The sequence below is a fragment of the Serratia sp. TSA_198.1 genome (genome assembly GCF_052686505.1).
In genome coordinates this window covers 66,543-91,102 of the sequence record NZ_JBQZFP010000006.1, presented here as the reverse complement: position 1 = coordinate 91,102, position 24,560 = coordinate 66,543, and the positions used below count along the sequence as shown (strand labels likewise).

Genomic DNA, 24,560 nt, shown 5'->3' with positions numbered 1-24,560 from the left:
TATTTATTCATTCTCGGCGGTTAATGGCAATTCAATGCGGAAGCAGACGTCTGCGCCGGCGACTTCGACCAGCTGCAATTCACCGCGCATCCGGCGGATACAATCCTGAGCGATGCTCAACCCCAGACCGCTTCCTTTTACCGCCCCTTTTCGCTGGTGGCTACCCTGGAAAAAAGGCTCAAAAATCATGGTTTGTTCGGCCTCGGGGATGGGCGTGCCGCTGTTGGCGACATCAATCTGCACTCGTTGCCCAACCTGACGGCTGCGAATCCAAATGTTACCGGATTCCTTGCCGTAGTGCACCGCATTGGAGTAGAGATTATCCAGCACGCGCATTAAAAGCGTAGGCTCTGCCCAGCAGATTTCCGCATCCAATGTGATCTCGGTGCGGATCATTTTCGCCCTGGCCGGCAAACTGTGCGCGGCGACCACCAACTCGACCATATCGCGCAGCTCAACATTCTCATGCTCCGCCGGGCCATCGGCCAGTTTACGGTTGTAATCCAGCAACTGCTCTATCAGCAGTTGCAGGTGGCGGCTGCTGTTATCGAGAATAGTCACGACTTCTTTCTGATCGGAGGTCAGCGGGCCGGCCACTTCGTCTGCCAACAGTTCCGTCCCCTCGCGCATGCTGGCCAACGGCGTTTTCAATTCATGCGAGATATGGCGCAGGAACTCATGCCGCTGCGACTCCAGCCACGCCAGGCGTTCACTCAACCAGATGATGCGTTGCGCCAACGAACGCAGCTCACGCGGGCCTTTAAACGACTCGGTGCTGCCCAGCGCTCGCCCCTCCCCCAGACGGTTGATCATGCGCTCCACCGCTTTCACCGGGCCGATAATCATGCGAGTGAAGAGCACCACCAGCAACACGCTGACCAGAAACAGCATCAGCGCCTGCCAGCCGAAAAACTGGCCGCGTTCGGCAATCGCCTGCTGCAACTGCTGGCCGCGCGAGAACACTACGGCGCGCGTAGCTTGCACCATCTCGGCGTTGGAACGCGAGAAAGACTCCAGCAGCGTCGATGCCTGTTTGTCCGGCCCGCTGCTCTGGCATTTAATCGCAGCGAGCTGGGTCAGCAGGCTGCGCAACGTTTGATAATAGCGTTCATCCGGCAGGATCGGCGCATGGGCGTCCAGCATCTGCGAATACTGCTTACGTTGATTTTGGTACAGCCGCTCCAGGGTGGGATCGACCAGCACGCAATACTGACGGTAGCTGCGCTCCATCTCCAGCGCCACGCTGGTCATCGCCTCGCTGCGCCGCGCATCCACCAGCGTGGTACGGTTGATATCCGCCGCCTGCGCGCTGAGATGATCCAGGCTTTGATAAGCCTGATAAGCCAGCACCAGCAGCGGCAGCAGCACCAGCAGAAACGCCATCAGGACCAGCTGACGCAGCGAGCGGGGGAATAAACGCCATCTTTTCAACGAAATCATCTCATTGTCTCTCATCTGCTTCGATGCTAACCGAGTCACCGGTGAGAGGAAAGCCCGGCGTTCGGCGAAGCGTCAGGAAAATATAGGGAAGCGTGCCGTAGGTAGGGAGTTTGCGTTTGGACCTATCGTATATACCCAAAATAATTGGAGTTGCATCAAGGCGACAAGCTTGTAAGTCCCCAGGAGCTTACTCAAGTAAGTGACTGGGGCGCACAAGTGCAGTCAACACAGATGCAGCTTCAAGTATGAGGGGTATTTGACGCTGGGGCAGGACTGCCCCATCGCAAGAAAGTGTGGATGCCCTTGAATCTCGTCCCCAGGGTGATGTAGCACAAGGCTGGCATCGAACAGGACGAATAGCATCCATAAGTATCCGGGATTGATGAACACTCATCACAGTTGGATACAGGCGGTGCCTCACTCCACGTGTCGCCCGATGCTTGATAAAGCCGCTTGCGCGTCTGTTATCGGTTTGGTTGGACGATAGGCACCATTTCTTTGGCATCATTCGGAGGCTTATGAGGCAAACTTCCGTCTAAATACGGGGCCGTCATAAAAAGTTGAATGAGCAACTGGGGATAATAATGCACTTTACGTGCCAACTTTTCAATACATTTATTAACACATTGAATATATTAATAAATAAATAAAAACACAGCCTATAAGATCAAATTGACCTGCCATGGGTCGATTAAAAAATAATCACCCTGTCGCCAAAAACCGACAACTTAAGCCAATTAATTTTTCACCATTACAAATCAATGAGTTAAGTGTCTCTTTTTAGAGACATGAAAAAGGTTCTCTGTCGCAAAATGCAGACAACGGCAAACCGGCACCGGCGCAATAAGTAAAAAGGGACGCAATCTCTTGCGCCCCTTTCATTACCGCGTGGTAACCGCTTAGCCCAATTGCTTGCGGGCGTTGCGGAACATGCGCATCCACGGGCTGTCTTCGCCCCACTCTTCCGGATGCCATGAGTTGCTCACGGTACGGAATACACGTTCCGGGTGCGGCATCATCACCGTCGCACGGCCGTTGCTGCTGGTCACTGCGGTGATGCCGTTTGGAGAACCATTAGGGTTAGCTGGATAGGTTTCCGTTACCTGACCGGCATTGTCCACAAAGCGCAATGCCACCAGACCACTGCTTTCCAACGCCGCCAGATGCGCTGCATCGCGCACTTCAACGTGCCCTTCACCGTGGGATACGGCGATCGGCATGCGTGAACCGGTCATGCCCTGCATGAACAGCGACGGGCTGGCCGCCACTTCCACCAGGCTGAAACGCGCTTCAAAACGATCCGACAGGTTGCGTACGAAACGTGGCCAGTGTTCGGCACCCGGGATCAGATCGCGCAGGTTCGACATCATCTGGCAACCGTTGCACACACCCAATGCCAGGGTTTGCGGACGGTGGAAGAAGGATTCGAATTCGTCACGAACGCGGTCGTTGAACAGAATCGACTTCGCCCAGCCTTCGCCGGCACCCAGTACGTCGCCGTATGAGAAACCACCACAGGCAACCAACGTATGGAAGTCTTGCAGATCGCGACGCCCTTCCAGCAGATCGCTCATATGAACGTCTACCGCATCGAAGCCGGCGCGGTGGAAGGCTGCCGCCATCTCAACGTGGGAGTTGACGCCCTGCTCGCGCAGCACCGCCACTTTAGGGCGTGCGCCCTTGGCGATGTACGGCGCGGCAATGTCTTCTTCCGGCGCAAAGGTCAGCTTGACGTTCAGCCCCGGGTCGCGGTCGTCCTGCTTGGCCTGGTGCTCCTGATCGGCGCATTCCGGGTTATCGCGCAGGCGTTGCATCTGCCAGGTGGTTTCCGCCCACCAGGTGCGCAAGGTCGCGCGGCTTTGGCTGTACAGCGCTTTGTCGCCCTGAGTAATGACAAAGCGATCGCCGGCCTGCACACTGCCGATGTGATGCACATTGTCCGTCAGGCCGTGTTGAGCAAAGGCCTGTTGCACCGCTTCAAGCCGGTCGGCCGTGACCTGAATCACCGCGCCCAGTTCTTCGTTGAACAGCGCTGCCAGCGCATCGTCGCCCAGCCCTTTGATATCCACGTTCACGCCGCAGTGGCCGGCAAATGCCATTTCCGCCAGCGTGACCAGCAGGCCGCCGTCGGAACGGTCGTGGTAAGCCAGCAACGCGCGATCGGCCACCAGTTGCTGCATGGCGTTGAAGAAGCCTGCCAGCTGTTCTACATTGCGCACGTCGGCCGGCTTGTCGCCCAGTTGGCGGTAAACCTGCGCCAGTGCGGTAGCGCCCAGTGCGTTATGGCCGTTGCCCAGATCGATCAGCAACAGCGCACTCTCGCCCTTATCGGTACGCAGTTGCGGCGTCACTGTGTGGCGAACGTCTTCCACGCGGGCAAACCCGGTGATCACCAGCGACAGCGGCGACGTCATTTCGCGCTGCTCTTCGCCTTCCTGCCAGCGGGTTTTCATCGACATCGAGTCTTTGCCCACCGGAATGGTGATGCCCAGCGCCGGGCAAAGCTCTTCGCCCACCGCTTTCACCGCGGCATACAGGCCAGCGTCTTCACCCGGGTGACCGGCTGCCGCCATCCAGTTAGCGGAAAGCTTCACGCGCTTGAGCGAACCGATTTCGGTCGCGGCCAGGTTGGTCAGCGCTTCCCCTACCGCCAGGCGGCCGGAGGCGGCGAAGTCCAGCAAGGCAACCGGCGCACGTTCGCCAATCGACATCGCTTCACCGTAGTAACTGTCCAAGCTGGCGGTGGTCACCGCGCAGTCGGCTACCGGGATCTGCCACGGGCCAACCATCTGGTCACGGGCTACCATGCCGGTTACGGTGCGGTCGCCGATAGTGATCAGGAAGGTTTTCTCTGCCACCGCCGGCAAATGCAGAACGCGTTTTACCGCATCCTCCAGGGTGATGTTCGCACGTTGGATCGGCTCGCCTTTGGCTTGCAGACTGGTCACGTCACGCGTCATTTTCGGCGTTTTGCCCAGCAGCACGTCCAACGGCATATCGATCGGTTGATTGTCGAAATGGTTGTCGTTCAGCGTCAAATGCAGTTCTTCGGTAGCTTCGCCGATCATCGCATAAGGTGCGCGCTCACGGCGGCAAATTTCGTCAAACTGCGCCATCTGCGCCGGCGCAATCGCCATCACATAGCGTTCCTGCGATTCGTTGCACCACACTTCCAGCGGGCTCATGCCCGGCTCGTCGTTAAGGATGTCGCGCAGTTCGAAACGGCCACCGCGGCCACCGTCGCTGACCAGTTCCGGCATGGCGTTAGACAGGCCGCCGGCACCTACGTCGTGGATAAACAGAATCGGGTTTTGTTCGCCCAACTGCCAGCAGCGGTCGATCACTTCCTGACAGCGACGTTCCATTTCCGGGTTGTCGCGCTGCACCGAGGCGAAATCCAGATCGGCATCGGACTGACCGGACGCCATGGAAGAAGCCGCACCGCCGCCCAGGCCGATATTCATCGCCGGGCCGCCGAGCACCACCAGCTTGGCGCCCACGGTGATTTCGCCCTTCTGCACGTGATCGGCGCGGATGTTGCCGATACCGCCTGCCAACATGATGGGCTTGTGGTAGCCGCGCAGTTCGACGCCGTTGTGACTGTTGACCTGCTCTTCATAAGTACGGAAGTAGCCTACCAGCGCAGGACGACCGAATTCGTTGTTGAACGCCGCGCCGCCTAATGGGCCGTCGGTCATGATATCCAGTGCGGTCACGATGCGATCCGGTTTGCCGAAGTCCTGTTCCCACGGCTGTTCGAAACCAGGAATACGCAGGTTGGAAACCGAGAAGCCCACCAGACCCGCCTTGGGCTTGGCCCCGCGACCGGTGGCGCCTTCGTCGCGGATCTCGCCGCCGGAACCGGTAGCGGCACCCGGCCATGGGGAGATCGCCGTCGGGTGGTTATGGGTTTCCACCTTCATCAGGATATGCGCGTCTTCCTGATGGTAGTCATACTGGCCGTTTTCCGGCGCAGCAAAGAAACGGCCAACCTGAGAGCCTTCCATAACCGCCGCGTTGTCTTTATAAGCAGACAGTACGTAATCCGGCGTCTGCTCGAAGGTGTTTTTGATCATTTTGAACAGCGACTTAGGTTGCTGTTCGCCGTCGATGATCCAGTCGGCGTTGAAAATCTTGTGGCGGCAGTGCTCGGAGTTGGCCTGCGCGAACATATAGAGTTCGATATCCGTCGGGTTGCGCCCCAGACCGGTAAAGGCATTCAGCAGATAGTCGATTTCATCCTGCGCCAGCGCCAGCCCCAGCTTGAGGTTGGCCTGTTCCAGCGCGCAGCGACCTTCGCCCAGCACGTCCACCGCCTGGTACGGCGCCGGCTGATGCTGAGCAAAAAGCTGTTCTGCCTGCTGCAGTTCGCTGAATACCGTTTCCATCATGCGATCGTGCAGCAACGCGGCAAGCTGTTGCCACTGCGCTTCGGTCAGCGTCGGCGCCTTGACGTAAAACGCCAGGCCGCGCTCCAGCCGCACCACTTGCTTCAAACCGCAGTTGTGGGCGATATCGCTGGCTTTGGAAGACCAGGGGGAAATGGTACCCGGACGCGGCGTCACCAACAGCAGGCGGCCTTCAGGGGCATGTTCGGCGAGAGAGGGGCCGTACTTGAGCAGGCGCGTGAGCTTGCCATGTTCTTCGGCACTTAGCGGTGCGTTAACATCGGCAAAGTGGACGTATTCGGCGTAGATATCACTGACCGGAAGTTGAGCGTCCTGACAGCGGGACAGCAGTTTGGTAATACGAAAAGCCGACAAAGCGGGCGAACCACGCAGTATTTCCATAATCAAAGTTCTCTCGTCTTCGAAGCAACTGACTTCAGCACTTCTTTGGGCGCAACAGGGGAAAACGCGCGCCATTATAGAGAATCTACGCCGCCGACGAAACCGTTTGCGCAGCTATTATTGATAAAAGCTGTTCGCCCCCTCGAATTGTCATAACGTGTCAATAAAGTTGCACGCTGGCGTTTTGTTGCGCAAAATGCTCCCGCACTGGTGATTTAACCATAAGAAAAGACTGACCATCGGTCACCGGCGCACCCGTACTACCACTGGATAACTATTTGAAACGCCTAAAAATAAACTACATTCTCATCGGTGTTGTTACCTTGCTTCTGGCGCTCGCCCTGTGGCCCAATATTGCCTGGCGCGGTGGCCAGGGAGGGCAACTCGAAGAGATCAAATCCCGTGGCGAGCTGCGTATCAGTACGCTGAACACGCCGCTAACCTATTTCACCACCAAGCAGGGGCCGGGTGGGCTCGACTACGAGCTGGCGAAACGCTTCGCCAATTACCTGGGCGTGAAGCTGGTGGTGATCCCGCACAACAATATCAATGACCTGTTTGACGATCTGGACGATGACGACGCCGATCTGCTGGCCGCCGGCCTGATCTACAACCAGGATCGCCTCAGCCGCGCTCGCACCGGCCCGGCCTATTATTCCGTTTCCCAGCAGTTGGTCTATCGCCTGGGCACCCCACGGCCAAAAACCTTTGCCGACATTAAAGGCAAGCTGGCGGTCGCTTCCGGTTCCGCGCACGTCAGCACGCTGAAACAGCTTAAGCAAAGTAAATTCCCGGACCTCAGTTGGGAAGCCTCCAGCGATCTGACCTCAAAAGAGTTGCTGGAACAGGTGGCCGACGGCAAACTGGACTATACCCTGGGCGACTCTGTGACTATTGCCCTGCTGCAACGCATCCACCCGCAACTGGCGGTTGCGTTCGACGTCACCGATGAAGAGCCGGTCACCTGGTATCTGAAGCGCGGCAACGATGACAGCCTGTATGCGGCGATGCTGGATTTCTATAGCCAGATGGTGGACGACGGCACGCTGGCGCGGCTGGAAGAGAAGTATCTCGGCCACGTCGGCAGTTTCGATTACGTCGATACCCGAACCTTTCTGTCAGCCATCGACTCGGTGCTGCCGACCTTCCGCTCGCTGTTTGAAAAATACGCAAATGAGATCGACTGGAAATTGCTGGCGGCCATCGCCTATCAGGAGTCGCACTGGAACCCGCAGGCAACCTCGCCCACCGGCGTGCGCGGCCTGATGATGCTGACGCGGGCCACCGCCGACGGCCTGGGGGTCAACGATCGTCTGGATCCCGAGGAAAGCATTCAGGGCGGCGCACTTTACCTGCAGAGGTTAATGGCCAAAGTGCCCGACAGCGTACCGGAAGATGAACGCATCTGGTTCTCGCTGGCAGCGTACAACATGGGCTGGGGCCATATGCTCGACGCCCGCAAGCTGACCAAAATGCAAAAAGGCAACCCGGACAGCTGGGTGGACGTCAAACAGCGCCTGCCGATGCTCAGCCAAAAACGTTATTACCCGCAGCTGACCTACGGCTATGCGCGCGGACGCGAAGCTTATAACTACGTGGAAAACATTCGCCGCTATCAGGTCAGCCTGGTCGGCTATCTGCAAGAAAAAGAGAGGAAGGCGGCGCAGGAAGCGGCCGAACAGGCGGCGCTGGGGGAAGGCTATCCGGTTGTTATACCGGAACTGGCACTTAACCACTAATTACTCTGGCTTATCCGCCGCACGTTGCGCCAGCTTAAGCGCTTTTTTCTGCTCGCGGCGCAGGCGGAAAAAGTTGCTCAGCGTCGCGGCGCATTCGTCCGCCAACACGCCTGAAGCGATCTCCACCTGATGGTTCATGCCGGGATGGCGCAAAATATCCACCAGCGACCCTGCCGCACCGGTTTTCACATCGGCCGCGCCGTACACCAGCCGACGAATGCGACTGTGAACCATTGCGCCGGCGCACATCACGCACGGCTCCAGGGTGACATACAACGTGGCATTCAACAGGCGATAGTTCTGTAACACCGCTCCGCCCTGCCGCAGCGCCATGATCTCCGCATGCGCGGTAGGATCGTGACGGCCAATCGGCCGGTTCCAGCCTTCGCCAATCACCTGATTGTCCAGCACCAGCAGCGCACCCACCGGCACCTCGCCTTCTTCCTGAGCACGCTGGGCAAGCAGCAACGCCTGACGCATCCAGTATTCATCGTTATATTCAGTCATCGCATAATTCCTCGTGCGCTTTTGCGGCGGGCATTATACACAGTAGGTGCGCTGCATGCTGCGCCCGCGTTAACCGGGGTGAATATATTCGCCCCTGCCGGCCGGGTGCGGAGCCGAACGCTGCGGCTTGAAATGCAACGGGTATATACTGAACGAATAGCAATGTTATCAGGGATAAGAAACATGAAATTCAGCAAGAAGAACGCCGCCGTGGTACGCAAAGCCCTGAACGGCTGGGTAGGCGAAGGCGCGCTGACGGTGCAACAGCAAGAGCAGTTGTTGCAGCATGTAGAAGTCCAGCCTTTCGACTGGCGGCGGCTGGCGCGTTATGCGTTTCTCGCCGCACTGGCCTCGCTGGTCATTGCCATCACCAGCCTGTTCGCCGACAGCGATTTGTTGGATTGGCTGAGCGGCTTGTTCCGCTTCGATGCGCCGGTTCGCATGGCGATGGCCGGCATACTGGCCGCGCTGGCCTATACCTGGGCCTTGCGCCGTCGCCGTCGCCACCCGGAAAAACGCTACGGTAATGAGGCCGCGCTGTTCATTGCCGTGCTCTTCACCGCCTGCGCGCTGTGGCAAATGGGCGTCTGGCTGGACAACGGCAGTGGCCGGGTTTCATTGCTGCTGATGTTCGCCGCTCTGCTTTACGGCCTGATTGGCTGGTTCAGCCGCTCCGGGCTGGTGTGGTGGTTTGCCCTGCTGTCGCTTGGCAACGCCTTCGGCGCCGAAACCGGTTACCTGTCCGGCTGGGGCGCTTACTGGCTGGGCATGAGCTTCCCGATTCGCTTTATCGCCTTCGGCGCAGCCCTGATCGCCGCAGCATTGCTGCTGCAACCGCTGCTTGCACGGCGTGGGCTGGAGCGGGTTTCGCTGGCGATGGGGCTGCTGTATTTGTTTATCGCCCTGTGGCTGCTGTCGATCTTCGGCAATTACGGCGATCTTGACAGCTGGTATAGCGTGCGCCAGATCGAACTGTTCCACTGGAGCCTGCTGTTCGGTATCGCCGCCGCAGTGGTCATCTGGCTGGGGCTGAAACGTGATGACGCCATGCTGCGCGGATTCGGTCTGACCTTCCTGTGCATCAACCTTTATACCCGCTTCTTCGAATTTTTCTGGGACAGCATGCCCAAGGCGATTTTCTTTGTGGTGCTCGGTCTGAGCCTGTGGGCGCTGGGGCACTATGCGGAGAAAATATGGCAGTTGGGACGCAAGCCGCACGATCTGACCGATGATTAAGGCGCTATGGCTGCCGTCTTTCACGCTTCAATTGGAAAACCAGAGGGGATATAAACGGCAAAGGGCGGAAATCCGCCCCTTTGCTTACTCCAACTGCTGCAACTCACCCAGCTTGCTGACCCGCCAGCGGTGCTCGCAAAAATACAGCAGCGGGTTGTCCTGCTTGCTGTCACTGTAACCGCTGTACAACCTGAGCGGCGCGCCGAGACGCTGCTCCAGTTGCGTCACTTTCTGGACGCCAAGACAGCGCATAGTCAACACCCAGCCGCCGTAACTGCGTACAATGCGGCTGCCGACCAGGCGCACCCGCGACAGGAAAGCGGAGTCCCGATAAACCTGCTCCACCAGCCGTTCCGGAGAACCGGTGATCAGCCACACCTGCGCATCGTGCACATCGAGGTACTGACGCAGACGCATTTGCACCACCGGAAACGCGGTCACCTTATTGCGGAAATAGCTGACGAACTGCTGTTCCAGCGCCTTTAACCTGGTCTCCGAACGGCCAAAGGTGATCGACCACAGCAAGACACTCATCGGCCAGCGCGCAGCGCGCCCCATCATCAACATCGCCAGCCCGACCACCGGCAACAGCGGCACCACCAACAGCAGATTAAGCGGCAGGTGACGCAGCAAGAAACGCAAGAAACTGCCAAACATGTCTTCCTGATGCAGCGTACCGTCCAGATCAAAGAACACCACGCGGCGACCTTCCACGGCCTCCTGGTTCTGTTTCTCGCTCAAACGTTACTCCTCAGGATCATTGAATCCCATTATCCAGGTGAAAATAAATCCAGCCACAATCGTAATCACCATACCGGCCAGATACAACATCACCTTACCCGAGACAATGGTCAGCGCCAAAGGCAAACCTGAAATACCGAAGGTAATCACCGTCGCCACTTTCCAGTAGCTGATCAGCGCGCCCCCCACCGCGCCGCCGAGGCAGGCGGCAATAAAAGGCTTACCCAGCGGCAAAGTCACACCGAAAATCAGCGGTTCGCCAATGCCGAGAATACCGACCGGCAGCGCCCCTTTGATCACCTTTTTCAGGCGCGCGTTGCGGGTTTTCATTAATACCGCCAATGCAGCTCCCACTTGCCCCACTCCCGCCATCGCCAGGATCGGCAGCAGCGGGTTGGAGCCGTGCGCCTGCACCAGCTCGACATGTATCGGCACCAATCCCTGATGCAGACCGGACAGCACCAGTGGCAGGAACAACCCGGACAGTACCGCGCCCACCAGCAACCCGCCCTTGTCGATCGCCAGATTGGCACCGTGGGCGATGGCGTCCGAGATGTAGCCGCCGAGCGGTTGCAAAATCATAATCGCCAGCGACGCGGTCACCAACGTGGTCAACAACGGATTGAGGATAAGCTCGATCGACTCCGGCAGCAGGTTGCGCAGACGTTTTTCCACCCAACACATCAGCGCCACCACCAGCAGCACCGCAATCACCCCGCCGCGCCCCGGCTGCAACGCCTCGCCGAACAGCGTAATCTGCGCCAGCGCCGGGCTGGAGAGAATGCCGGCCATCACGCCGCCCATCGCCTGCGAACCGCCAAACACCCGGGCGGCGTTGACTCCCACCAAAATGTTCATGATGGCGAACACCGCACTACCGAAAATCGCCAGCAACCCAAGTACGTTGGGGTAGTTAACCGCCAGCTCGCCGGCGATGTCGGGCCGCTTCAGCAGATTGATGATGCCGGTAATCAGGCCCGAGGCAATGAACGCCGGTATCAGCGGGATAAAAACATCGGCCAGTTTTTTCAGTGCGCCGCTCATCGGGGCTGCGTATTTCTGCTTGGCCTGCGCCTTGGTACGAGCGATATCATCACCGCCCGCCAGCACGGCGGGAGCACCGTTGAGCAGCGAACGCATGGCGTCCACCACCTTGGCGGCGGCGCCCGGACCGACAATAAACTGATGCTGATCGCCCTGCTTGATATAGCCCTTAACGCCCGGCAACTGCTTGAGCGCCGGTAAATCCAGGCGCAGTTCGTCGCGGACTTCGACACGAACCCGCGTCATGCAGTTCTCCAGCCTGAGGATATTCTCCTCGCCGCCAATCCCCGCCAGTATCTGTGTTGCCAGTGCCGTTGTCTTGTCCATCGCCCGCCCCAAGTGTGGTTTAACGCGTCAATGCCGCACGCAAATAGCCGTCGTGCTGCTGCAAGCGACGCTGCGCTTCTTCAGCACCAATACCGGCCAGAATCATCAGAATCGCCGGTTTGACTTCAAAACCGGTCTGCGTCAGCGCCGCCTCCGCCTGGCTGCGTTCGGCGCCGGTGGCTTCCGCGACGATGCGGCAGGCGCGATCCACCAGTTTTACGTTAGTGGCTTTCACGTCCACCATCAGGTTCTGATATACCTTGCCCAGTTTGACCATCGCGCCGGTCGACAGCATGTTCAACACCAGTTTTTGCGCGGTGCCGGATTTCATGCGCGTCGAGCCGGTCAACGCCTCCGGCCCCACTACAGGTGAAATCGCCACCTGCGCTTCGTGGGCGATGGGTGAATCCGGGTTACAGGAAATCGCCGCCGTCGGGCACCCCAACTGACGCGCGTAGCGCAAGGCGCCGATCACATAAGGCGTACGCCCGGACGCCGCCAGCCCCACCACCATGTCGGTGGCCGTCAGCGTCAGCGCTTGCAAATCGGCCTCTCCCAGGGCTGCATCATCTTCTGCGCCTTCAACCGCCTTCAGCAGCGCGCCCGGCCCGCCGGCTATCAGCCCAACGACCCTGCCATGCGGCACGCCGAAGGTGGGCGGGCATTCGGAGGCGTCAAGCACGCCAAGACGGCCGCTGGTACCCGCCCCCAGATAAATCAACCGGCCGCCGGCCTTCAACGCCGCCGCCGCCAGATCCACCGCCTCCGCGATGGCCGGGAGCACTTTTTCAATCGCTTCCGGCACCTTGCGGTCTTCCCGGTTAAAGCAGCTCACCATCTCCAGCGTCGACATTTCATCCAGCCCCATGGTGGCTGGGTTACGGGTTTCAGATACCAATGCGCCTAGGTTCATTTGTTTACCTTTGAATTTTTAATTCCAAACATAAAAACATTATTTGAATATTTTATTCATTAAAGCGAGCACTATTTGCTATTTTAAAGACGAGCTCACAAAAAATTTTCACTGCGCGTTTTCGCCGCCGGCGTGGCAGAATACCCGCTGGTTTCCAGGGAAATACGGGTTGCGCCCCATAGTTGCACGTGAGCACCGCTGGCGGTCATGTGAGCGCGCAACCAGGCACGAGTCGTGAGGTTTGGTGGGCCAAATAAGCGGCTCGTAACACAGGTGCGCGTTCAAATGGCCCCAGCCCTTCGGGTCGCGCCCCAAAAGCCCGCACTCTGTGTTGTCGGGTTTAAACATAGGTCCGCTATGCTTTGCACCCTCCGCCTTGATTACGGACTTTTGGGTCTGCGACGGTGCCACGATCAATTATGGGACACAACCTTATGAGTACCCTTCTTCGCATTCGTCAGATGTATCCGACGCTGGCTCAAAACGACCGCAAACTGGCGGATTTCCTGCTGCATAATGCTCAGCAGGCGCGCCATCTCAGCTCGCAAAAGCTGGCCCAGTTGGCTGGGGTCAGTCAGTCGAGCGTGGTGAAATTTGCTCAGAAGATGGGCTACAAAGGCTTTCCTGCATTGAAGCTGGCGCTGAGCGAAACCCTGGCCCAGCCGCAGGCCGAGCCGGCGGTCACCGTGCATAACCGGATCCTCAGCAGCGATGCGCTGAAAACGGTCGGCGAAAAGCTGTTGGTGGAAAAGCAATCCGCGTTGCGCGCCACGCTGGATATCAATAGCGAAGAGCGTCTGCATCAGGCGCTGGATATGCTGCGTCAGGCGCGAAGGATCATTTTGGTGGGGATCGGCGCTTCCGGGTTGGTCGCCAAGGATTTCTCCTACAAGCTGCTGAAAATTGGCGTGATGGCGATAGCAGAGCCGGATATGCATGTCCAACTGGCGGCAGTACAGGCACTGGACAAGCGGGATTTGCTGCTGGCGATCTCATTCAGCGGGGAACGGCGGGAAATCAACCTGGCGGCGGAGGAAGCCCGCCTGGCCGGGGCCAAGGTGCTGGCGCTGACCAGTTTCTCGCCGAACGGGCTGCAGCAACGCGCCGATCACTGCCTGTATACCATCGCAGAGGAACCCAACACCCGCAGCGCCGCTATTTCTTCCAGCACCGCCCAGTTCGCCCTCACCGACCTGCTGTTCATGGCCTTGATTCAGCACGATCTCGATCATGCCCGCGACCGTATCAAACACAGCGAACAGTTAGTGAAAAAACTGGTTTAGACGTTATAATCCGCGCTGCGCAAAATACCCCTATTAATGATGAGAGATAAACCATGGCCCTGCTAATCACACGCAAATGCATCAACTGCGATATGTGCGAGCCGGAATGCCCGAATCAGGCCATTTCGATGGGGGAGGATATCTACCAGATCGACACCGATCGCTGCACCGAGTGCGTTGGCCATTACGATATCCCAACCTGCCAGCAGGTATGCCCGATCGATAACACCATTATCGTTAACCCGCAGCACAGTGAAAGCAACGAACAGCTGTGGGACAAGTTTGTGATGCTGCATCACGCCGATCGGCTGTAACCGCCACCTTCCGATCGACAAGGGCGCCAACAGGCGCCCTCAGACGGCTGACAAAGCCCGTTATTAGGGAGAGCGTGCCGAAGGGGTCGTAACGGCCTTGGCCGTCGACCCGCAGGGTGGGACACAGGGATGTGTCCCATAATGGCCCCTCGGTGCGCTAGGCCCGGGTATCTCGGACTCAAAGACAACTTTGTCATCAACCTCAGGGCGCCAACAGGCGCCCTTTTGTTTTACGGCTGATGCCGCCTTAGCCTTCAATAATTACCGTGGCACAGGCGTAACGGCGTTCATCCGCCAGCGAGACGTGGATGGCGGTAATGCCCATCTCCTGCGCCAGCTCGGCTGCGCGAGCATGCAGGCGAATGTTCGGCTTGCCGAGACCGTCATTGAACACTTCAAACTGATTAAATGCCAGCCCGTTGCGGATGCCGGTACCGAAAGCCTTGGCGGCCGCTTCTTTCACCGCGAAGCGCTTGGCGAGAAAACGTACCGGCTGCTGATGCTGCTGATACACCTCCCACTCGGCCGCGCTCAGCACACGGCGTGCCAGGCGATCGCCGCTGCGCTCCACCACGGCTTCGATGCGCGCCATCTCAACGATGTCGGTACCCAGCCCCAGCACTGCCATTAGCGACGTGCTTCCCGCATCAGCAATTTCATGTCGGCAACCGCTGCCGGCAACCCACTCATTACTGCCTGGCCGATAATGGCGTGCCCGATATTCAGTTCATACATCTCTGGCAACGCAGCTATCGGTTGAACATTATGGTAAGTCAGGCCATGACCGGCATTGACCTTCAGGCCCTTGCCGGCGGCATAGGTAGCCGCGACCGCAATACGATGCAGCTCGGCCTTCACCGCCAGCTCGCCTGTGGCTTCGGCATAGGCACCGGTATGGATTTCAATATAGGGAGCGCCAACCGCCACCGCCGCATCAATCTGACGATGATCCGGGTCGATAAACAACGACACCAGAATGCCGGCCTGTGCCAGGCGCTCCACCGCCACGGCCATTTTGTCCTGTTGCCCGGCAACGTCCAGCCCACCTTCGGTGGTGACTTCTTCGCGCTTTTCCGGTACCAGACAACAAAACTGCGGCTTCAATTCAATGGCGATATCCAACATTTCGTCGGTCACGGCCATTTCAAGATTCATGCGCGTCTGGATGGTTTGACGCAGAATACGCACATCGCGATCGGTGATGTGGCGGCGGTCTTCACGCAGGTGCACGGTAATCCCGTCAGCCCCCGCCTGTTCGGCGATAAATGCCGCCTGAACCGGATCCGGATATTGGGTTCCGCGCGCGTTACGTAACGTGGCGATGTGATCGATATTAACGCCCAGCAGCAAATCAGCCATGACAACCCTCTAAAAACGATTTTCAGTGCCAGCAGTTTACACGCGGGCGCAGAGCCGCAAAAGGGGAAAAGGTCAGGCGTCGTCGACCGGCGTATCCGGCTGCTTGCGGACAAACTGACGAAACAGTTCGCGGCTCTTCAGCGGCTTGCCGCCCAGGTAGGGTTTCAGCGCCATGCGGGTGAAGCGTTTGGCGGCGCGCAAGGTTTGCGCATCGGGGAACTGACGCTCTGCCAGCGCACGCAGCTCGCGGCCGGTAAAGCTGTAATGATCCACCACCAGGCTGGCGATGAAGCCTTTTTCCTCGCGGTAACGGTAGGTCATGCCATCGTCCACCGGCTGGCCGCTGCCGGCGCAGTGCAGGAAATCAAGGCCATAGCCCAGGTGATTCAGCAATGCCAATTCGAACTGGCGCAGCGCCTGCTCCGGGGAAATGTCTTCCGCCGCCAGCGCCTGCAAACATTGCAGGTAATCGAAGAATAATACCGAGTAGTTGGCTTCTTGCTCCAGCACCCGCGACAGCAGTTCGTTCACGTACAGGCCGCTGTACAGCATCATGCCGCTAAGGGGTAAACCGAGAGAAACCGCTTCGGCGTTACGCAGCGTTTTCACTTCGCCACGGCCGCCCCAGCGCACTAACAGGGGAGTAAAGGGTTGCAGACAACCCTTTAGATTGGAGCGGCGGCTGCGCGCGCCTTTTGCCAGCAAGCGCACCCGCCCATGACCTTCCGTGAACATGTCCAGCATCAGGCTGGTTTCACTGTACGGTCGCCCATGCAGGACGAAAGCGCGCTCCCAGCCGTCCATTGGAGAAGTTACTTCAGGTCGTCGGTATAGCCCAGGCTACGCAGCGCACGTTCGTCGTCCGCCCAGCCCGATTTCACTTTCACCCACAGTTCCAGATGCACTTTGGTTTCAAACATCTGTTCCATGTCGTGGCGAGCTTCGATACCGATCGTTTTGATCTTCGAGCCTTTGTTGCCGATGACCATTTTCTTCTGGCCTTCGCGCTCAACCAGAATCAACCCGTGCACGTTGTAACCACCGCGCTCGTTCGGCACAAACTGTTCGATCTCGACCGTAACCGAGTAAGGCAGCTCTTCACCCAAGAAACGCATCAGCTTTTCACGGATGATTTCCGACGCCATAAAGCGCTGGGAGCGGTCGGTGATGTAATCGTCCGGGAAGTGGTGTTCCGCTTCCGGCAGCAGCTTGCGCGCGATAGCGGCGATAGTGTCCACATTCATGCCTTTTTCGGCAGAAATTGGCACCACGTCGAGGAAATTCATCTGCTGGCTCAAGAACGCAATGTGCGGCAACAGCTTGGATTTGTCGGTAACGTTGTCGACCTTGTTGATCGCCAGCAGGACCGGGCATTTCAGACTGCGCAGCTTGTTGACCACCATTTCATCGTCGGCAGTCCAGTTAGTGCCTTCTACCACGAAGATCACCAGCTCTACGTCGCCGATTGAACTGCTGGCCGCGCGGTTCATCAAACGGTTGATGGCGCGTTTTTCTTCGATATGCAGACCCGGGGTGTCGACGTAGATAGCCTGATAGGCGCCATCGGTGTCGATACCCATAATGCGGTGACGGGTCGTCTGCGGTTTACGCGAGGTGATGGAGACCTTTTGCCCCAGCAGTTGGTTGAGCAACGTGGATTTGCCCACGTTGGGACGACCGACTATCGCAATAAAACCACAGTATTGTTTTTCTTCGCTCATTCAAGCTCCAGCTTTTTCAACGCTTGTTCCGCTGCTGCCTGTTCGGCTTTACGGCGGCTTGAGCCGGTACCCACTACAGGTTCGCTCAAACCACTCACCTGGCAGTGGATAGTAAACTCCTGATCGTGCGCCTCACCGCGAACCTGCACCACCAGATAAGAAGGCAACGGCAGATGACGACCTTGTAAAAACTCCTGCAAGCGGGTTTTCGGGTCTTTCTGCTTATCACCGGGGCTGATTTCGTCCAACCGGCTACGATACCAGTCCAAAATCAGTCGTTCGACGTTTTGGATATCGCTATCCAGGAACACGCCGCCAATTAATGCCTCCACCGTATCCGCCAGGATTGATTCGCGGCGGAATCCACCACTTTTCAACTCACCCGGCCCGAGGCGCAGACATTCACCCAGGTCGAACTCGCGCGCCATCTCTGCCAGCGTATTGCCGCGCACCAGCGTGGCACGCATGCGGCTCATATCGCCCTCGTCTACGCGAGGAAAACGATGGTAGAGCGCATTGGCGATGACAAAACTAAGAATAGAGTCACCCAGAAACTCAAGACGTTCATTGTGTTTACTGCTGGCGCTACGGTGAGTCAACGCTTGCAGTAAGAGCTCCTGCTGTTGAAAAGTGTAGCCCAGCTTCCGCTGCAGCCTGTTTATTACGATGGGGTTCATGAGTTACCAATAGATCAAGAATGCGTCAAAAACTTGCAGCATACGGAACAGGCCTGCTTCGCCGAAAGCCAATCCAAAGCTGTTTCGTTTGCAGTGGCTCCCAACAGGGAGCCAACTTTTTATCGCTCGAGGAGGTATTCTACAACGAGTGGAAATATAATGCTGCGTTTATAAGCGCGCGGTTAATGAATTCCACCAATACGGCTAAACCTTACGCCGGTTGGCCATTCACCTTCCTGCTTTTCAAAACTCATCCAGATAGCCGTGGCTTTACCCACCAGGTTTTTCTCCGGTACGAAGCCCCAATAACGGCTGTCGGCGCTGTTGTCGCGGTTATCACCCATCATGAAGTAATGCCCCGCCGGCACAACCCATTCCGCCAGTTGGTTACCCGGCTGCTGGTAGTAAGCGCCCACCTGATCCTGCGTGCCCGGCACGGTCAGAATATGGTGAGAGACAGTGCCCAGCGTTTCCTGGCGCTCGCGCAGGCGAATACCGCCCTGCGGCACGTTATCGCTCAATGGGATCTGGTAGAAACCGTTGCTGGCTTCGCCCATGCCGCTGCGGCTGAACATCTGTACAAAATCGCTTGGTTGCGCATCGTTGTATGTCACCGCCAGTGCAGTATCGCAAGACTGGCCGTTATTACAGGATGGCTGAACGGTCACGCGTTTATTAACCGGATCGTAAGTCACCCGGTCACCCGGCAGACCTACAACGCGCTTGATATAATCCAACTTCGGATCCAGCGGATATTTAAATACCGCAATATCGCCGCGCTTCGGATGACCGGTTTCAATTAGCGTGGTCTGGGTAATAGGATCTTTAATGCCGTAGGCATATTTCTCCACCAGAATAAAATCGCCAATCAACAACGTCGGCATCATTGAACCTGATGGGATCTGGAAAGGTTCGTAAATAAACGAACGCACCACAAACACCAGCAGCAATACCGGGAAAACCGACGCGCCGGTTTCGATCCAACCTGGCTGCTTCGCTACTTTCGCCAACGTTTTATCGTCTACGGCGCCCGTAGCCTGTGCATTCACCGCCGCAATCTTCTCCCGGCGGGCCGGCGCCCATTTGAAGCGCTCAAAAGCCCATATGATCCCGGTGACCAATGTGGCTATGGCCAGGATCAAGGCAAACATATTCGCCATGCAAACTCCCTAATTACGCGACCTTATCGCGGTTACTTGCTGTCTTTGCCCACGTGCAGAATGGCCAGGAACGCTTCTTGCGGCAACTCAACGTTACCGACCTGCTTCATGCGTTTCTTGCCGTCCTTCTGTTTCTGCAACAGCTTCTTCTTACGGCTGACGTCACCGCCATAGCATTTAGCCAGAACGTTTTTACGCAACTGCTTCACCGTGGCACGCGCGATAATATGAGTGCCGATAGCGGCTTGGATCGCGATGTCGAATTGCTGACGCGGAATAAGCTCTTTCATCTTCTCCACCAGCTCACGACCACGGTACTGCGAGTTGTCGCGGTGGGTGATCAACGCCAGCGCATCCACGCGCTCGTTGTTGATCAGCACGTCGACACGCACCATGTCAGACGTCTGGAAGCGTTTGAAGTTGTAATCCAACGACGCGTAACCGCGAGAGGTGGATTTCAAACGGTCGAAGAAGTCGAGCACCACTTCCGCCATCGGGATTTCGTAGGTCAGCGCGACCTGGTTGCCGTGGTAGACCATGTTGGTCTGTACACCGCGTTTTTCGATACACAGCGTGATTACGTTGCCCAGGAATTCCTGCGGCATCAGCATGTGACACTCGGCGATCGGCTCGCGCAGCTCCATGATATTGTTCAGCGGCGGCAGCTTGGATGGGCTGTCGACGTAAATGGTTTCTTTGCCGGTGGTTTCAACTTCATAAACTACCGTTGGGGCGGTGGTAATCAGCTCCAGATCGTATTCACGCTCCAGACGCTCCTGGATGATCTCCATGTGCAGCAGACCGAGGAAACCACAACGGAAGCCGAAGCCCAGCGCGGTGGAGCTCTCTGGCTCATAGAACAGGGAAGCATCGTTCAGGCTCAGTTTGCCCAACGCATCGCGGAAGGCTTCATAATCGTCCGAGCTGATCGGGAACAGGCCTGCGTAAACCTGCGGCTTCACTTTTTTGAAGCCTGGCAGCGCTTTGTCTGCCGGTTGACGAGCCAGCGTCAGGGTATCGCCCACCGGCGCGCCCAAGATGTCTTTAATGGCGCAAACCAGCCAGCCTACTTCACCGCAGTTCAGCACGTCGCGATCGACGCGTTTCGGGGTAAAGATCCCGAGGCGATCGGCGTTATAAGTCTGGCCGGTGCTCATCACCTTGATCTTGTCGCCCTTGCGCATCGTACCGTTCTTGACACGCACCAGGGAAACTACGCCCAGATAGTTGTCGAACCAGGAGTCGATGATCAAGGCCTGCAACGGCGCTTCAGGATCGCCTTCCGGCGGTGGGATGTCGCGTACCAGGCGTTCGAGAACTTCCGGCACGCCGACGCCGGTTTTGGCCGAGCAGCGCACCGCATCGGTGGCGTCGATGCCAACGATGTCTTCAATTTCCTGCGCGGCGCGATCGGGATCGGCGGCCGGCAGGTCAATTTTGTTCAGTACCGGCACCACTTCCAGATCCATATCCAGCGCGGTGTAACAGTTGGCCAGCGTCTGAGCTTCTACGCCCTGCCCGGCATCCACCACCAGCAGCGCGCCTTCGCAGGCAGCCAGCGAACGAGAAACTTCGTAGGAGAAGTCAACGTGCCCTGGGGTGTCGATAAAGTTGAGTTGATAGGTTTGACCGTCTGTCGCCTTGTAGTCCAGCGTTACGCTCTGCGCTTTGATGGTAATGCCACGTTCGCGCTCAAGATCCATAGAATCAAGCACCTGCGCAGCCATTTCGCGTTCGCTCAAGCCACCGCAAATTTGGATAATACGGTCGGACAGCGTCGACTTACCGTGGTCAATATGGGCAATAATGGAGAAATTTCGTATATGCTTCATTATAAAAGTTTTTCTGCCTTGGTATTTCTGAATTACTCGCCTATAGAAACCCGTATGGACCTAAAGCGACAGTGAATGGGTTCGGCCGTCTTCCGCCTGAATCGCTGCATTCTACATGCCACAACACTGAAAACCTAGCGATCGGTGCAGTGAAGGCATTCTATTATGCGCACTTTAGTGTTACACGGCGCTCCAGGTTGTGAAAGAAGATGTTAACAAAAGCCGACGAATGAAAAACCACTGCCTGCACCCCCGAATCAACGGAAATCATGTGCTGCGCATACCTTCATCTTCGGCGCTAATACATAACCGCCGATAACGCAATAAACCCCTTCCTAAATCCGGAATAAATAATATTGGGATCAACATCTTAGAATTGCACCCCTCCCCTCCGGCTTTCGGAAAATACCCATATACGCCCTTCGGAGCCTCCTATAGAAATGGGACAGAACTCCGCGACAAAATATTATTCAGGGCACTACATCGGCATGCCCACCGGAGTTCACCAGCATATCTCTGTACGTTGATTGGAAGGTGCGTAATGATCGATAAAGGGCAAATGCTGAGCCGGCACGATTTTTCCAAGGTCAATTGGGGCATTCTGGCAGCGGCAGCGCTGCTGTTAACTGTCGGTGCGGTGCTGCTGTTGCTGCCGCTGCTGAGCAACATGGATGAAAATGCGGTACTGACCTTGCTGCAAACCGGCGCAGCCACTATTTTACTCGGCGGCAGTCTGTTGGCGCTGCGCCACTATCTGCGGCCAACGCTGACTTATCGTCTGTATGAGCACGGCGTTCGGGTGATTAATGACCATAACCACAAAGAACGGTTTATCCCCTTTGAAAAAATTGGCGATATTTATCGTTTTCGCGGTGGGCGCTTGTTTGGCGGGCTGTGCAACGTGATGGCATTTCGTACTTCTGCCGAACAACCCTGGTGCACGGTGTTCAGCAATCTGTCCCATTCCTGGCGGCTGGCCGATGTCATTATCAGCCAACAAATCCAACTGCGTGGACCACAGGCGCTGAATGCGCTGTATCAGGGGGAAGTGCTATCGTTTAGCTATCTGAGCTGCAGTGCCCTCTGGCTGAACCATTTACTGCCAGGCAAACGCAAGAAGCAAACGCCCCAAACGCTGCGGCTGAGCGCTACGGCGCTGATCACGCCGCAGGGGAGTATTCCGATTGAGCAGATCCGCACGCTGGAGAATAACACGCAGCGCGGCATCATCCGCCTGCTGGATAATCAAGGCAAAGCGCTGTTTACGGTCGGGTATTTTTCGCTGCTAAGCGCCGATCTGTTTATGGCGCTGCTGGAGCATATGATCTACAACCGCATCCCCGCCTATCATAATACGGCGATGACGCGGCAGCAGTTTTAGCGCAGGGGTTCAGTGTCCGTCTGCAGGCGCATGGCCCCAGGCGGCAAACCGATTTGCAGCACTATGGGTTGGTAATTCGCCTGCTCGCCGAGGCGGTGCGCCAGGCTACGCGCCAACATAAAGGCCGCGCCGCCGCCGAGCAGCGCGCCGAGCGCCGCGGAGGCATCGGTGCCCAGCCAGTATTGCAGCAGGCTCCCCCCTAGCATCATGCCCAGCAAAGGCGTCAGATAGACCAGCATAGCCGAACGCAGCAGGCTGCCCTCGGCGATACCCACTTCAACCCGCTGGCCCGGCTCAAGCGGCTGCTCGATACGCACCTGCAACTGATGTTCGGTTTCCGGCACCAGTTCGTTCAACGCGCGCGCGCCACAGCCCGAACGGGCATTGCAACTGCCGCAGCCGGCTTTGGGTTCGCAGCGCAGCAGCGCCACGCCCTGTTGCCACGAAACCACCGTGGCCCACTCTTTCATCATTATGGTGACACCTTGAAGGAAATACTGTCAGCGATACGCTTGGCCGTCGCGGGCGGCAGTTCGCCAACGATGGTGATCTCGTTGCCGTTACGCACTTCAGTCTGAATAGTACGCCGCCCTTGGCGATAATACTGTTGACCGGCACCGCTGCCCGCCGAGCTGACGTTGACCGAGAAACTGAACAGACCATCGCTGTATAGCCGCGTCTCGACAGGTTCGGTCACGTTCGGCAATTTACGGCGATTACGCGCCACTTCATCCACGCCGGCCGGCAACCAGCCGGTGCTCCAGCCCAGTTTGACGTTGTCTACCGCAGGAAGCGACAGCAAAGGCGGTAGATTAGCCTTGATCAGCCCCTGCATCACGCCTTGCACTTCCGGCCCCACCACAAACGAAATCACCCGATATTGCTCCAGCGTTTCGCCATCACGATCGAGTAAATCCACCCGCAGCGGCAGCTTGGTATCCACATCCATCCAGACGATATAGCTGTAGCGCGAACCATCACGCGCAACCACACGGATCACCTCGCAGGGACGATCGGAGATTCGGGTGCTGCCGACAGAGATGAAATCGTAATATTTCGCCAAGCGGTCAAAATCGGCGTAGACGATAGCCGGCAACGCATCGACGATATGATCGCCAGACAGCGTAAAGGGCTCCAGACCTGGCTCAAAATAGCTGATGCCCTCACCGCGCTGCAATACTTCGCGGCGCGGCCCATCCATATGCAAAAGTTGACCCAGTGGCTGCTTGTCGATTACCGCATGGCGGTAACGCAGCGACTCAATCCCCTGCTTGCTGATGCTGATATAGGCGAGTTCGTAATTGAGTGAACGGCTGGCACTGCTCATCTGTTGTAACAACGCCCCGGAAGCAGTGGGCTGCGCCGGGGCGATGCTTGAGTAGAGCAGGCTGCCCGTCAATAGACAGACGGAGAACCAAAGTTGCTTCATTACTGCTGTTGCATTCCTAAAGACTGGGTTCCGGGAACCTGAACGGCAGCCTGTTGTGGGTTGCTTTGCTCAAGCTGCAGCTGATCGGAATGCAAACGACGTTGCAATTCATAATCCTGCAGCATGGCGTTAATACGTTTGCGCTGTTCCTGCACCTGCTGCTGTTGCCCGCTGCCGGTGGAGAAACTGTCTGCCGGTACGCCGAGGCTAACCGGTGACGCCTGTCCCATGATCGGCAGGGTGTTGAACGCCGGTGATTCAGCTGCGCCAGGCTGCGCTGCCGGTTGATTGTATTGCTGTACGCCTACAATCACCGCCAGCGAAACACAGGCGGCCATGCCAATCTGAGTGATCTGGCTGGCCCAGGGGCGCACTTTGTCCCAGAACGGCATTTTCTGCCAGGTGTGCGGTTGCGGCTGAGACTCCGGCACTGCGGAAGGAACCAGACGTGCAGGTTCTTTCTCAAGTGCAGCAGCAACACGATCTGCGATATCGAGATGCATTACTTGTCCGATATCACCCCGTAGTGTGTCGCGTATCAGGTGATAGCTCTGCCAGGTTTGTTGAAGCGCTCTGTCATTTGACAATGAGCTCAGCAGCTCAGTGTCGAGCGATTCTCCATCCATCAGAGCGGAAAGCTTTTCTTTCTGCATGCCTAAGTACCCTT

General features: G+C 57.4%; 21 protein-coding genes. 5 read left to right on the top strand and 16 right to left on the bottom strand.

The features are described from left to right. Positions 1 to 3: 3 nt before the first annotated feature. On the bottom strand, positions 4 to 1,440 hold the full coding sequence (locus tag ACUTSW_RS20640; protein WP_013814167.1) for a sensor histidine kinase: 1,437 nt from the start codon (positions 1,438 to 1,440) through the stop codon (positions 4 to 6). A gap of 899 nt (positions 1,441 to 2,339) precedes the next feature. Beyond that, the gene (purL, locus tag ACUTSW_RS20635; protein ID WP_445585314.1) at positions 2,340 to 6,233 is read right to left on the bottom strand and encodes a phosphoribosylformylglycinamidine synthase; all 3,894 of its coding nucleotides are present in this window, start codon (positions 6,231 to 6,233) and stop codon (positions 2,340 to 2,342) included. Positions 6,234 to 6,508: 275 nt separating this feature from the next. Between purL and mltF the strand changes: the two genes are divergently transcribed. Next, positions 6,509 to 7,969: a membrane-bound lytic murein transglycosylase MltF gene (mltF, locus tag ACUTSW_RS20630; protein WP_445585237.1), complete on the top strand. Its 1,461-nt coding sequence runs from the start codon at positions 6,509 to 6,511 to the stop codon at positions 7,967 to 7,969. Here the strand turns inward: mltF and tadA are convergent, their stop codons facing one another. Then, positions 7,970 to 8,476 carry a tRNA adenosine(34) deaminase TadA gene (gene tadA / locus ACUTSW_RS20625; protein ID WP_004952136.1) on the bottom strand — a complete coding sequence of 169 codons (507 nt, stop codon included), beginning with the start codon at positions 8,474 to 8,476 and terminating at the stop codon, positions 7,970 to 7,972. It lies immediately after the preceding gene. A 183-nt stretch (positions 8,477 to 8,659) separates the two neighbouring features. On the opposite strand from tadA, the gene ACUTSW_RS20620 reads away from it, so the two are divergent. Further along, complete coding sequence (locus tag ACUTSW_RS20620) at positions 8,660 to 9,712, top strand: DUF2157 domain-containing protein (RefSeq protein WP_063197426.1); 1,053 nt, start codon at positions 8,660 to 8,662, stop codon at positions 9,710 to 9,712. Positions 9,713 to 9,796: 84 nt separating this feature from the next. Here the strand turns inward: ACUTSW_RS20620 and yfhb are convergent, their stop codons facing one another. From yfhb to murQ, 3 genes are read right to left on the bottom strand one after another with little or no spacing between them, the layout of a single operon-like run. Then, positions 9,797 to 10,453 (bottom strand): phosphatidylglycerophosphatase C, encoded by a 657-nt coding sequence (gene yfhb / locus ACUTSW_RS20615; RefSeq protein WP_445585236.1) that lies wholly within the window; start codon positions 10,451 to 10,453, stop codon positions 9,797 to 9,799. A 3-nt stretch (positions 10,454 to 10,456) separates the two neighbouring features. After that, complete coding sequence (locus ACUTSW_RS20610) at positions 10,457 to 11,824, bottom strand: PTS transporter subunit EIIC (RefSeq protein WP_434461178.1); 1,368 nt, start codon at positions 11,822 to 11,824, stop codon at positions 10,457 to 10,459. Positions 11,825 to 11,843: 19 nt separating this feature from the next. Further along, positions 11,844 to 12,737 (bottom strand): N-acetylmuramic acid 6-phosphate etherase, encoded by an 894-nt coding sequence (gene murQ / locus ACUTSW_RS20605; RefSeq protein ID WP_445585235.1) that lies wholly within the window; start codon positions 12,735 to 12,737, stop codon positions 11,844 to 11,846. A gap of 434 nt (positions 12,738 to 13,171) precedes the next feature. On the opposite strand from murQ, the gene ACUTSW_RS20600 reads away from it, so the two are divergent. Together ACUTSW_RS20600 and ACUTSW_RS20595 are read left to right on the top strand one after the other, a co-directional pair. Then, positions 13,172 to 14,020, top strand: a complete 849-nt coding sequence (locus ACUTSW_RS20600) for a MurR/RpiR family transcriptional regulator (protein WP_004952146.1) — start codon at positions 13,172 to 13,174, stop codon at positions 14,018 to 14,020. A 53-nt stretch (positions 14,021 to 14,073) separates the two neighbouring features. Next, positions 14,074 to 14,334 carry a YfhL family 4Fe-4S dicluster ferredoxin gene (locus ACUTSW_RS20595; RefSeq protein ID WP_062868309.1) on the top strand — a complete coding sequence of 87 codons (261 nt, stop codon included), beginning with the start codon at positions 14,074 to 14,076 and terminating at the stop codon, positions 14,332 to 14,334. 247 nt (positions 14,335 to 14,581) lie between these two features. On the opposite strand, the gene acpS is transcribed toward ACUTSW_RS20595, so the two are convergent. The 7 genes from acpS to lepA all read right to left on the bottom strand — a co-directional run bounded on the left by acpS (position 14,582) and on the right by lepA (position 21,083). After that, on the bottom strand, positions 14,582 to 14,962 hold the full coding sequence (gene acpS, locus ACUTSW_RS20590) for a holo-ACP synthase (protein WP_004953578.1): 381 nt from the start codon (positions 14,960 to 14,962) through the stop codon (positions 14,582 to 14,584). Then, the gene (pdxJ, locus tag ACUTSW_RS20585) at positions 14,962 to 15,693 is read right to left on the bottom strand and encodes a pyridoxine 5'-phosphate synthase (protein ID WP_004953580.1); all 732 of its coding nucleotides are present in this window, start codon (positions 15,691 to 15,693) and stop codon (positions 14,962 to 14,964) included. The genes acpS and pdxJ overlap by 1 nt, the downstream gene beginning before the upstream one ends. A 72-nt stretch (positions 15,694 to 15,765) precedes the next feature. Then, the gene (gene recO / locus ACUTSW_RS20580; protein ID WP_004953582.1) at positions 15,766 to 16,497 is read right to left on the bottom strand and encodes a DNA repair protein RecO; all 732 of its coding nucleotides are present in this window, start codon (positions 16,495 to 16,497) and stop codon (positions 15,766 to 15,768) included. 8 nt (positions 16,498 to 16,505) lie between these two features. Next, on the bottom strand, positions 16,506 to 17,414 hold the full coding sequence (era, locus tag ACUTSW_RS20575; RefSeq protein ID WP_004953584.1) for a GTPase Era: 909 nt from the start codon (positions 17,412 to 17,414) through the stop codon (positions 16,506 to 16,508). Continuing rightward, positions 17,411 to 18,091 carry a ribonuclease III gene (gene rnc / locus ACUTSW_RS20570; protein WP_004953587.1) on the bottom strand — a complete coding sequence of 227 codons (681 nt, stop codon included), beginning with the start codon at positions 18,089 to 18,091 and terminating at the stop codon, positions 17,411 to 17,413. The genes era and rnc overlap by 4 nt, the downstream gene beginning before the upstream one ends. A 182-nt stretch (positions 18,092 to 18,273) precedes the next feature. Next, positions 18,274 to 19,251, bottom strand: a complete 978-nt coding sequence (lepB, locus tag ACUTSW_RS20565; protein WP_062868310.1) for a signal peptidase I — start codon at positions 19,249 to 19,251, stop codon at positions 18,274 to 18,276. 32 nt (positions 19,252 to 19,283) lie between these two features. Then, the gene (gene lepA, locus ACUTSW_RS20560) at positions 19,284 to 21,083 is read right to left on the bottom strand and encodes a translation elongation factor 4 (protein WP_006318464.1); all 1,800 of its coding nucleotides are present in this window, start codon (positions 21,081 to 21,083) and stop codon (positions 19,284 to 19,286) included. A 541-nt stretch (positions 21,084 to 21,624) separates the two neighbouring features. On the opposite strand from lepA, the gene ACUTSW_RS20555 reads away from it, so the two are divergent. Then, positions 21,625 to 22,464 carry a hypothetical protein gene (locus ACUTSW_RS20555; protein ID WP_445585234.1) on the top strand — a complete coding sequence of 280 codons (840 nt, stop codon included), beginning with the start codon at positions 21,625 to 21,627 and terminating at the stop codon, positions 22,462 to 22,464. On the opposite strand, the gene rseC is transcribed toward ACUTSW_RS20555, so the two are convergent. From rseC to rseA, 3 genes are read right to left on the bottom strand one after another with little or no spacing between them, the layout of a single operon-like run. Then, positions 22,461 to 22,937, bottom strand: a complete 477-nt coding sequence (gene rseC, locus ACUTSW_RS20550; protein ID WP_006327382.1) for a SoxR-reducing system protein RseC — start codon at positions 22,935 to 22,937, stop codon at positions 22,461 to 22,463. The two genes, ACUTSW_RS20555 and rseC, sit on opposite strands and share 4 nt — an antisense overlap. Continuing rightward, a complete protein-coding gene (gene rseB, locus ACUTSW_RS20545) occupies positions 22,937 to 23,893 on the bottom strand; it encodes a sigma-E factor regulatory protein RseB (RefSeq protein WP_445585233.1) in 957 nt (318 codons plus the stop codon). Before rseB ends, rseC begins: the two co-directional genes overlap by 1 nt. Then, a complete protein-coding gene (rseA, locus tag ACUTSW_RS20540) occupies positions 23,893 to 24,546 on the bottom strand; it encodes an anti-sigma-E factor RseA (RefSeq protein ID WP_004953606.1) in 654 nt (217 codons plus the stop codon). Before rseA ends, rseB begins: the two co-directional genes overlap by 1 nt. Positions 24,547 to 24,560: the final 14 nt, after the last annotated feature.

Coding starts and splice junctions, on each gene's coding strand:
- ACUTSW_RS20620 (WP_063197426.1), top strand. CDS start 8,660: ATGAAATTCAGCAAGAAGAACGCCGCCGTGGTACGCAAAGCCCTGAAC.
- rseB (WP_445585233.1), bottom strand. CDS start 23,893: ATGAAGCAACTTTGGTTCTCCGTCTGTCTATTGACGGGCAGCCTGCTC.
- acpS (WP_004953578.1), bottom strand. CDS start 14,962: ATGGCAGTGCTGGGGCTGGGTACCGACATCGTTGAGATGGCGCGCATC.
- lepB (WP_062868310.1), bottom strand. CDS start 19,251: ATGGCGAATATGTTTGCCTTGATCCTGGCCATAGCCACATTGGTCACC.
- murQ (WP_445585235.1), bottom strand. CDS start 12,737: ATGAACCTAGGCGCATTGGTATCTGAAACCCGTAACCCAGCCACCATG.
- ACUTSW_RS20640 (WP_013814167.1), bottom strand. CDS start 1,440: ATGATTTCGTTGAAAAGATGGCGTTTATTCCCCCGCTCGCTGCGTCAG.
- ACUTSW_RS20600 (WP_004952146.1), top strand. CDS start 13,172: ATGAGTACCCTTCTTCGCATTCGTCAGATGTATCCGACGCTGGCTCAA.
- rnc (WP_004953587.1), bottom strand. CDS start 18,091: ATGAACCCCATCGTAATAAACAGGCTGCAGCGGAAGCTGGGCTACACT.
- era (WP_004953584.1), bottom strand. CDS start 17,414: ATGAGCGAAGAAAAACAATACTGTGGTTTTATTGCGATAGTCGGTCGT.
- tadA (WP_004952136.1), bottom strand. CDS start 8,476: ATGACTGAATATAACGATGAATACTGGATGCGTCAGGCGTTGCTGCTT.
- ACUTSW_RS20610 (WP_434461178.1), bottom strand. CDS start 11,824: ATGGACAAGACAACGGCACTGGCAACACAGATACTGGCGGGGATTGGC.
- rseC (WP_006327382.1), bottom strand. CDS start 22,937: ATGATGAAAGAGTGGGCCACGGTGGTTTCGTGGCAACAGGGCGTGGCG.
- rseA (WP_004953606.1), bottom strand. CDS start 24,546: ATGCAGAAAGAAAAGCTTTCCGCTCTGATGGATGGAGAATCGCTCGAC.
- lepA (WP_006318464.1), bottom strand. CDS start 21,083: ATGAAGCATATACGAAATTTCTCCATTATTGCCCATATTGACCACGGT.
- ACUTSW_RS20595 (WP_062868309.1), top strand. CDS start 14,074: ATGGCCCTGCTAATCACACGCAAATGCATCAACTGCGATATGTGCGAG.
- ACUTSW_RS20555 (WP_445585234.1), top strand. CDS start 21,625: ATGATCGATAAAGGGCAAATGCTGAGCCGGCACGATTTTTCCAAGGTC.
- pdxJ (WP_004953580.1), bottom strand. CDS start 15,693: ATGGCTGATTTGCTGCTGGGCGTTAATATCGATCACATCGCCACGTTA.
- recO (WP_004953582.1), bottom strand. CDS start 16,497: ATGGACGGCTGGGAGCGCGCTTTCGTCCTGCATGGGCGACCGTACAGT.